Here is an 8,814-nt window from a genome sequence, read left to right as displayed (position 1 = left end):
CGCCGGCGCCGGCGCCGGCGCCGGCCCTCGGGAGCCCGGTCAGCCGGCGACGGCGCGCGAGCTCAGCAGCGCTGGTCTGGGAGGCGAGGCACGGTCAGCGGGGCCGTCGGTCGGCGGCGGCGGCGGTCACCGCTCGGCAGCGCCGCCGGCCGGCCACGGCGTGCGATCTCGGCAGCGCGACCGGGCCGGCCGCACGCCGCCCGGGGCGGCGTCCGGTCAGGACTGGCCGGTGGCGCGGTCGATGCGGGTGACGGGGGCGTTGCGGAGGGCGGCAACCGGGTCGGGCACGGCGCTCAGGGCGCCGGGCACCCGGCCGCCGGTCTGGCTGAGCCACTGGCCGAGGCGGGCGACGGGCTGGGGCCGGCTCAGGTAGTAGCCCTGGGCCCGGTGGCAGCCGAGGCCGGCCAGCTGGTCCCAGGCCTCCCGGTGCTCCACGCCCTCCGCGGTCACCGTCAGGCCCAGGTTGCGGGCCAGGTCGATGATCGAGTGGACGATCACGCTGTCGTTCTCGCTGACCAGCATGTTCGTGACGAACGAGCGGTCGATCTTGATCTCGTCCACGGGCAGGCGCCGCAGGTAGGACAGCGACGAGTAGCCGGTGCCGAAGTCGTCGATGGCCAGCTGGACGCCCATGTCCGACAGGCGGGTGAGCACCCCGTGGGTCCTCGTCGAGTCGGACATGAACGAGCTCTCGGTGATCTCGAGCGTGAGCCGCGACGGCTCCACGCCGGACTCCTCGACCAGGGTGGCGACGTCGTCGGGCAGGTGGCCGTCGAGCAGGCTGCGGGCCGACAGGTTGACCGACAGCGCCAACTTCAGCCCGTCCTCCTCCCACCTCTTGCACTGGGCGAGCGACCGGCGGATCACGAACAGGCTGAGCGAGCGGATCAGGCCGGTGCGCTCGGCCACCATCACGAACTCGTCGGGCGGCAGGAAGCCGTGGCGGGGGTGGTTCCAGCGCACCAGCGCCTCGACGGCGGTGACGACCCCGAGGCGCAGGTCGGCGACGGGCTGGTAGTAGACGTCCAGCTCCTCGTTGTCGACCGCCGACCGCAGCTCGCCGACGAGGGCCAGCCGCCGGGGGCTGTACTGGTCCCGCTCGGGGGCGTAGATGTCGTAGCCGCACTGGGCCTGCTTGGCGGCGTACATGGCCACGTCGGCCCGCTGCAGGAGCAGCTGGGACTCGGCCCCGTGGTCGGGGTAGAGGGCGATGCCGATGCTGACCCCGACCTCGAGGGCCAGCTCCTGGTGGTGGAACGGGGTGGTCAGCGACTCGAGCACCCGCTCGGCCGTCGTCCGCACGCTCGACACGTCGTCGATGGTCGTGAGCAGGATGGCGAACTCGTCGCCGCCCAGCCGGGCGATCGTGTCGGCGGGCGACAGCAGCCCGAGCAGCCGGGTGCTGACCTGCTCGAGCAGGGTGTCGCCGAAGTGGTGGCCGAGCGTGTCGTTGATCTCCTTGAACCGGTCGAGGTCGAGGAGCATCACCGCCACCGACCGGCCGGTGCGGCGGGCTTCGGCGATGGCCTCGCCCGTCCGCACGCCGAACAGCTCCCGGTTGGGCAGCCCGGTCAGGTGGTCGTGCAGGGCCTGGTGCTCGTTCTCGGCCGCCACCCGGCGCAGCCGCTCGACCAGGCGCCCGTTCTCCAGGGAGACGCTGGCGTGGTTGGCGAGGGTCTCGAACAGCTTCAGGTCCTCGGGGTCGAAGACCTCCGGCTGCTCCATCCGGTTGGCCACCATCATCACGCCGGCCAGCCCCTCCTTGCCCCGCAGCGGGGCGAGGAGCGCGTGGCGCACGCCCCGGTCGGCCAGCTGGCGGCGCAGGGTCGGGCTCCCGCCCAACCCCGGGGCCACCCGCAGGGCGGTGTCCACCACCTCGGCCAGCTCGGCCGGGGTGTCGTCCAGGGCGTCGACCTGCACGTCGTCCCGGTCGTCGACGGTCACCCGGGCGACCGTCTGGCCGTCGTCGGTCACGAGCAGCAGCTCGGCCCGCTCGGCCCGCAGCAGCTCCTGGGCCTCGATCAGGATCGTCTGGAGGATCTCGTCGACCTGGAGCGACCGCCCCATGCGGCTCGAGAACGCGTGCAGCGACTCCAAGCTGGCGTAGCGCTGCCCGAGCGCGGCGTAGGCCCGGTAGACGACGTAGAAGATCCCGCCGAGGGTGGCGAGCAGCACGCCCGAGGCCGGCGACACGTCGAGGGTCGTGACGGCGATGAGCGCCATGCAGGTGTTGGTGACGACGCCGGCGCCGAGGGCGAGGAACCCGTGCCAGAGCACCGTGCGGCCCGGCCGGCCGCCGTTCAGGCGGATGACGACGCTCACCAGGCCGGCGGTGACGGCGTTGGTGAGCACGGCGACGGCGAACGCGCCGACCCAGCTCCTGAAGCTGACGATCTCGCTGCCGCTCAGGATGGCCCGGTAGACGACCACGGCCAGTGACGTCTCGACGTAGAACATCGAGAGGTTGAAGGCCAGCTTGATCGGCGACTGGCGCCGGACGAGCAGCAGGGTGCCGGCCCCGCCGACCAGCCGGGCGGCGATCAGCACGGCCGGGCTGAAGAAGGCCAGGCCGAGGATCAGGGGGATCTCGCTCAGCGTGAACGCGTGGCTGTCCCGGCGGAGCTGGACCCGGACGACGAAGGCCTCGGTGACCGCGAACAGCACGGCCAGGGCGGCGGCGAGGACGCCGATGACGGCCCGGTCCATCGGGTGCTCGCGGGTCGGCGCGTCGAGCGACAGGCCGGCGACCTGGAGCGCGGCGCCCGCGGCCAGCAGCAGGCTGCTCAGGGTCCAGACGCGCAGGTTCACCAGACGTTGGGACAGGGCCACCCGCCCTGCGCCGGCATCGGCGTCGTGCGTCATCGACTCCCTCGCGCGCCCGGATCCCCCCAGGGCCGTCCGGTCAGGGTACCAGGGACGTTCCTCACCTTCCCCAGATCGGCCGAAGTTGTTCACAGGTGATCCACCATCCACGCGAGCCCCTGGACGAGGCGCCATCCGAGGTACACGGCGACCGCCGCGACCATCAGCCAGAAGTGCCACGGGGCCCGGGTGGCGACGGGGGGCCGGTCGGCACCACCGCCGCCGGGACGGGCGAGGGCGCGCCCGCAGTGCGGGCAGGTGCCGTCGGGACGGACGGAGGGCGGCGTGTAGTAGCGGTCACACCCGTCGCACCACGGCATCGCCTAGGCGGTCGCCTCGGCGGCCAGCCACGAGCGGGGGCCGGCGGCCGCCACCCGGCTCGGGACGGGGTGGCCGACCAGGTCGGCGACCGAGCGGGCCACCTCCACCAGCGCCTCGACGTCGATGCCGGTGCGCACGCCGAGGTCGTCGAGCACGGCGACCAGCTCCTCGGTGGCGAGGTTGCCGGTGGCCCCGGCGGCGAACGGCGACCCGCCCAGGCCGGCCACCGAGGTGTCGAAGCGCCGCACCCCCCTCGCCATCGCCTCGTACGCGTTCACGAGGGCCGTCCCCCTCGTGTCGTGCAGGTGCAGGCCGACGTCCGGGCCGGTGCGGTCGAGCAGGTCGGCGACCCGCCGGGGGGTGGCCATGCCGGTGGTGTCGGCGTAGGTGAGCGTGGTCGCCCCGCCGGCGAGGAGCCGCTCCCCCAGCCCGGCGACGGCGGCGGGGTCGAGGTCGCCCTCGTAGGGCGAGCCGAACCCGCACGACACGACGGCGTCGACCGGCACGCCGCCGGCCAGCTCGCCGATGGCGGCGACGACGGCCACCGACTCCTCGACCGACATGCGGACGTTGCGGCGGTTGTAGGCCTCGGACGCGGAGATCGTGACCGTCAGCTCGTCGGCCCCCGCGGCGAGCGCCATCTCCGCGCCCCGCACGTTCGGCACGAGCGCGGCGTACACGACGCCGGGCCGGCGCTCGACCATGGCGAACACCTCGGCGCCGCCGGCCATCGCCGGCACCGCCTTGGGCGACACGAAGGCGGCGGCCTCCAGGTGGCGGACGCCCGCGTCCACCAGGGCCTCGACCAGGCGGGCCCTCGCCTCGGGCGGCACGGGCCGCTCGGGCTGGAGGCCGTCGCGGGGCCCGACCTCGCGGACGTCGACCGACTCGGGGAGCGGGCTCACACCGGCGGCACCCCGTGCCGGCGGTCCGAGAAGTGGCGGTCCTTGCCCTCGGCCAGCTCCAGGCGGCGGACGACCTCGGCGCGCAGGTCCTCGAACCCGACCACGGCGTCGACCACGAGCTCGGAGGCGAGGCGGAGCAGGTCGACGTCCTCCTCGTACTCCTTGCGCCGGGCCTCCACGAACTCGGCCCGCTCGTCGGGGTCCTCGATCGCCGCGATCTTGTTGGCGTAGACGGCGTTGACGGCGGCCTCGGGCCCCATCACCGCGATGCGGGCCGTCGGCAGGGCGATCGTCGCCTCGGGCTCGAAGGCCGGCCCGCTCATGGCGTAGAGGCCGGCGCCGTAGGCCTTGCGGACGATCACCGACACCTTCGGCACGGTCGCCTCGCTGACCGCGGTCACCATCTTCGCCCCGTGGCGGATGATCCCCTGGCGCTCCACCTGGGTGCCGACCATGAACCCGGGCACGTCGGCGAGGAACAGCAGCGGGATGTTGAACGCGTCGCAGCACCAGATGAACCGGGCCGCCTTGTCGGCCGAGTCGACGAACAGCACGCCGCCCTTGTGGACCGGGTTGTTGGCGACGACCCCGACGGGTCGCCCGTCGAGGCGGCCCAGCCCGACGATCAGCTCCGGCGCGTAGAGGGGCTTGACCTCGAAGAAGCTGTCGGCGTCGACCAGGGCGTCGATCAGGTCGTGCATGTCGTAGGCGAAGCGCTCCTCGGCCGGCACGAGGTCGGCCGTGAGCTCCCGGGCGGGGGGCTCGGGCAGGTAGCGGGGCGGCTGCTCCCTCCAGGTCTGCGGGAAGTAGGTGAGCCAGGCCCTGGCCTGGGCGAGGGCGTCGGCGTCGTCGGTGGCCAGGTTGTCCCCGCAGCCGGAGACGGTGGCGTGCATGCGGGCGCCGCCCATCTCCTCGAGGGTGGTGCGCTCGCCGATCACCATCTCGGCCATGCGGGGTGAGCCCAGGTACATCGAGGCGTTGCCCTCGACCATGATCACCACGTCGCAGAACGACGGGATGTAGGCGCCGCCGGCCGCCGACGGGCCGAACAGGCAGCAGATCTGGGGCACCCGCCCGGACAGGCGCACCTGGTTGTAGAAGATGCGGCCCGCCCCCCGCCGGCCCGGGAAGAGGTCGACCTGGTCGGTGATGCGGGCGCCGGCCGAGTCGACCAGCCAGAACACCGGCACCTCGTGGCGGAGCGCGTACTCGGTGAGGCGGACGATCTTCTCGACCGTCCTCGCCCCCCACGACCCGGCCTTCACGGTCGGGTCGTTGGCCATCACGCACACCGGCCGCCCGTCGACCCGCCCGACCCCGGTGACCACGCCGTCGGCCGGCAGGTCCCCGGCCATGGCGTTGGCCAGCAGGGCGTCCTCCACGAAGCTGCCCTCGTCGAGGAGCAGGGCCAGCCGGTCGCGCACGAACAGCTTCCCCTGGGCCGCCAGCTTGTCGCCGGCCCTGGCCAGGTTCCCGGCCATGGCCCTCGCCGACGCCGCCGCGAGGTCGTTCCCGTCCGCCACCGTCACCGCCTCAGGTCCTCCGCACGGCGAGGATCGCCACGTCGTCGGTCATCGGCTCGGACGCGAAGTCCCTGGCCGCCTCGAGGAGCGACTTGCAGAGCACGTCGGGGTCGACGCCGGGGTCGCGCCGCAGGGTGTTGGCGATGCGCTCCTCGCCGAACAGGTGCTCGCCGTCCCTCGCCTCGGCCAGGCCGTCGGTGTAGAGGAGGAGCACGTCGCCGGGGTCGAGGGGGATCTCCCGGCTGACGTAGGTGCCCCTCGGGTCGAGCATCAGAAGCGGCCCGGTGGCCCGCAGCGGCTGCACCTCGCGGTCGTGCCACAGCCAGGCCGCCGGGTGGCCGGCCGACGCCACGCGGAGGGTGCCGGCCTGGGTGTCGAAGACGACGACGCAGATCGAGATGAACTCCTCGCCGTCCTTCGACGTGGCCGACATCTGGGCGTTGAGCTCCTCCAGCGCCTGGGCCGGGTCCCGGAACTGGCGGAGGAAAACCCGCAGCAGGTACTTGGCCTGGAAGGCGGTGATCGAGGCCTCGATGCCGTGCCCGGTCACGTCGCCGATCACGGCGGCCACCCTGGTGGGCGCCACCCGGAACACGTCGTAGAAGTCGCCGGCCATCAGCCCGGCGCCGGCCTGGTACACCCGGCCGAGCTCGAAGCCGGGGAAGTCGCCGAGGTCCTCGGGGGCGAGGCGGTCGGCCCAGCGCCGGGGCGCCGAGTCGCTCTGCTCCAGCACCTCCTCGGCCCGCCGCTCGAGCTGGGCCCGCTCCTCCACCAGCCGGGCCTCCCGGAGGAACGCCCGGCCCGACAGCACGGACGCGGCCACCGGGACGAGCACGAACGCGAACAGCCAGTCCGACTCGGCGGCCGGGGACAGCGCGGCGCCGAGGCTGGCGAAGGCGAGCACGGCGTAGAGGGTGGCGGCGTGGACGTCCTTGCGGAAGGCCCCCCTGGCGACGACGGTGGCGTCCGCGTCGCTGCCGAACTCGGACTCGACCCGCTGCCAGACGCGCTGGAGGTTGCGCGCCGAGCGCCCCCACACGATGGCGGCGGCGGCGCAGGCCAGGGCCACGACGGCCAGGATCGGCTTGTCCATGGGGGACCGCATCGTACCGCCGGGGCCGGGTTCCGGCGCGAGGCGCTGCAACGCGATCGCAATCCACGTCAAGGGCCGGGGGTGGTAGCACCTCATCCGTCCAGAACCGATGATGACGGTGCTCCGGGCCGGGGGTGCGGAAGGAGGGCCCGTGAGGGCACGAAGTGGACGGGCGCGCCGCTGGCGCGCCGGGACCGTCGCGGTCGCCGCGCTGCTGGTCGCCGGCACGGCCGTGACCGCCGGCCCGGTCGCCGGCGCCGCCACCGGGGCACCCCGGCTGGCCACGGCCAAGCCCGGCGGGGCGCTGTCGCCCCGCCTCGACGCGCTCGCCGGGGCCGGCGCCCGCGCCGCCGATGCGGCCACCGCGGCCGCCACGCTCGGCCTCCCCGCCTCGGGGACGGGCAGCCTGCTGCGCGACGCCGCCGGCCGGGTGCTCACCGAGGTGCGGGTGGCGTCGCCCGACGCCGCGACCGTCGACGCGCTGGCCGCGGCCGGCGCCCGCGTGGTCCACGTGGCGGCCGGCCACCGGGTGGTGACGGCCTACGTCGCCCCCGCCTCGCTGCGGGCCGTCGGCGCGGTCGCCGGCGTCGAGTACGCCGAGGAGGTGCTCACCCCGGCGCGGGCGCCGCTCGGCGCGCCCGAGACGAGGGGCGACGGCAACGACTGCCAGTCGGTCGTCTCGGAGGGCGACGAGCAGCTCGACGCCGACCTCGCCCGCGAGCAGTTCCACGTCAACGGCAACGGCGTCGAGGTCGGCGTGCTGTCCGACTCCTACGACGTCGCCACCTTCGACGTCACCGACGAGGAGGACGACGTCCGCAGCGGCGACCTCCCCGGCCCCGAGGACCCGTGCGGGCCGCGCCGGCCGGTCGACGTGATCGACGAGTACGACGGCGAGGGCGGCATCGACGAAGGCAGGGGCATGGCCCAGCTCGTCCACGACCTCGCCCCCGGCGCCGACCTGGCCTTCGCCACCGCCTTCGAGGGCATGTACGACTTCGCCGACAACATCAGGGCCCTCCGGGAGGCGGGCGCCGACGTGATCGTCGACGACGTCACCTACTTCGGCGAGCCCTTCTACCAGGACGGGCCGGTCAGCGTGGCCGTGAACGACGTGGTCGCCGACGGGGCGTCGTACTTCTCGTCGGCCGGCAACTCGACCATCAAGGTGGACGGCCGCAACGTCGCCTCCTACGAGGCCAGGGCCTTCCGGCCGGCGGCCTGCCCGGCCACCCTCCCCGACTTCGCGGGGAGCGACTGCCACGACTTCGACCCGTCGGCCGGGCGCACCGACACCGGCTCGGGCTTCATCATGGCGCCGGGCGGCCAGCTGACCCTGGTGCTCCAGTGGGCCGAGCCGTGGTTCGGGGTCACCACCGACCTCGACCTGTACCTGGTCGACGCCGTCACCGGTGAGCTCCTCCAGGAGGGGATCACCATGCAGGACCGGAGCCGCAAGCCCATCGAGTCGCTGATCTTCACCAACCGGGGCGGGGCCAGCAGGGCCGTCGAGCTGGTCGTCAACCGGTTCTCCGGCGACCGCGACGTCCGGTTCAAGTACCTGCACGTGTTCACGTCCGGCCTGCGCTCGGTCGAGTACGACCGCTCCGTCGGCCCCGACGTCGTCGGCCCTAGCATCTTCGGCCACAACGGCGCCGAGCGGACGATCAGCGTGGGCGCCGTGCCGTTCAACCACGACAACCGGGCCGAGCCGTACACCAGCCAGGGCCCGGTGACGATCCTGTTCGGCCCGGTGACCGACGACAGCACGCCGGCGCCGGCGCTGCCCAGGGTCCAGGTGCTCCAGAAGCCGGACGTGGCCGCCACCGACGGTGGGCAGACGACGTTCTTCTTCGGCTGCGACGAGGGCGAGGTGTGCCGCTTCTACGGCACGTCGGCCTCGGCCCCGCACGCCGCCGCCGTCGCCGCGCTCGCCCTCGACCTGCGGCCGGGGACCACCCCCCAGCAGGTCCGCGAGGGCCTCCAGGCGACGGCCGACCCCGTCGAGCACGCCACGCCGAAGCAGGTCGGGGCCGGGCTGGTCGACGCCGACCAGTTCCTCGCCCTCGTGGCCACGCCCGCCTAGCGGACGCCGGGGGGCCCCCCCGGT

General features: G+C 74.1%; 6 protein-coding genes. 1 reads left to right on the top strand and 5 read right to left on the bottom strand.

Annotation, left to right across the window (positions count from 1 at the left end; translation table 11 throughout):
• Positions 1-216: 216 nt before the first annotated feature.
• The 5 genes from VGB14_04935 to VGB14_04915 all read right to left on the bottom strand — a co-directional run bounded on the left by VGB14_04935 (position 217) and on the right by VGB14_04915 (position 6,704).
• Positions 217-2,862 carry an EAL domain-containing protein gene (locus VGB14_04935; GenBank protein ID HEX9992254.1) on the bottom strand — a complete coding sequence of 882 codons (2,646 nt, stop codon included), beginning with the start codon at positions 2,860-2,862 and terminating at the stop codon, positions 217-219.
• Between the two features lie 89 nt (positions 2,863-2,951).
• Positions 2,952-3,182: a hypothetical protein gene (locus VGB14_04930; GenBank protein ID HEX9992253.1), complete on the bottom strand. Its 231-nt coding sequence runs from the start codon at positions 3,180-3,182 to the stop codon at positions 2,952-2,954.
• 3 nt (positions 3,183-3,185) lie between these two features.
• The gene (locus tag VGB14_04925) at positions 3,186-4,088 is read right to left on the bottom strand and encodes a hydroxymethylglutaryl-CoA lyase (GenBank protein ID HEX9992252.1); all 903 of its coding nucleotides are present in this window, start codon (positions 4,086-4,088) and stop codon (positions 3,186-3,188) included.
• Entirely contained in the window at positions 4,085-5,617 is a 1,533-nt protein-coding gene (locus VGB14_04920) for an acyl-CoA carboxylase subunit beta (GenBank protein ID HEX9992251.1), read from the bottom strand. The genes VGB14_04925 and VGB14_04920 overlap by 4 nt, the downstream gene beginning before the upstream one ends.
• 4 nt (positions 5,618-5,621) lie before the next feature.
• Positions 5,622-6,704: a PP2C family protein-serine/threonine phosphatase gene (locus VGB14_04915; protein ID HEX9992250.1), complete on the bottom strand. Its 1,083-nt coding sequence runs from the start codon at positions 6,702-6,704 to the stop codon at positions 5,622-5,624.
• 151 nt (positions 6,705-6,855) lie between these two features.
• On the opposite strand from VGB14_04915, the gene VGB14_04910 reads away from it, so the two are divergent.
• Positions 6,856-8,790 (top strand): S8 family serine peptidase, encoded by a 1,935-nt coding sequence (locus VGB14_04910; protein HEX9992249.1) that lies wholly within the window; start codon positions 6,856-6,858, stop codon positions 8,788-8,790.
• Positions 8,791-8,814 lie beyond the last annotated feature (24 nt).

It is taken from the genome of Acidimicrobiales bacterium, assembly GCA_036399815.1.
Classification (GTDB): domain Bacteria; phylum Actinomycetota; class Acidimicrobiia; order Acidimicrobiales; family DASWMK01; genus DASWMK01.
Note: the sequence above shows the minus strand (reverse complement) of the source record. Positions and strands in the feature narration are given on the sequence as shown.

Bases quoted from the DNA above. Each gene is read 5' to 3' on its own strand.
- VGB14_04930 (HEX9992253.1), bottom strand. From the start codon at position 3,182: ATGCCGTGGTGCGACGGGTGTGACCGCTACTACACGCCGCCCTCCGTC.
- VGB14_04915 (HEX9992250.1), bottom strand. From the start codon at position 6,704: ATGGACAAGCCGATCCTGGCCGTCGTGGCCCTGGCCTGCGCCGCCGCC.
- VGB14_04935 (HEX9992254.1), bottom strand. From the start codon at position 2,862: ATGACGCACGACGCCGATGCCGGCGCAGGGCGGGTGGCCCTGTCCCAA.